At 68.9% G+C, this 254-nt stretch carries 1 protein-coding gene; it reads left to right on the top strand.

The genetic code is table 11. The annotated features are described in order from the left end of the window. A partial coding sequence (locus tag DM374_RS32955; protein ID WP_318531834.1) for a ShlB/FhaC/HecB family hemolysin secretion/activation protein occupies positions 1–254 on the top strand: 254 nt, incomplete at both ends.

Raw genomic sequence — 254 nt, 5'->3', positions numbered from 1 at the left:
GATGCGGTGCGCTCCGCCGAGCTGGAGCGCAGCTTGCTGCTGCTGTCCGACACACCCGGCGTGGAGGTGAAGTCCACGCTCAAGCCGGGCGCCTCGGTGGGGGCTACCGACCTGTTGGTGGATGTCACGCCGGGGCCGCTGTTGTCCGGTTCGGTCGATGCCGACAACTACGGCAACCGCTACACCGGCGAGTACCGCCTGGGCGGCACGCTCAACGTCAACAGCCCGCTGGGCCTGGGTGATCGCCTGACGCT

The organism is Pseudomonas huaxiensis (assembly GCF_003231275.1).
GTDB lineage: Bacteria > Pseudomonadota > Gammaproteobacteria > Pseudomonadales > Pseudomonadaceae > Aquipseudomonas > Aquipseudomonas huaxiensis.
This window is presented reverse-complemented; position numbering and strand designations above follow the sequence as displayed.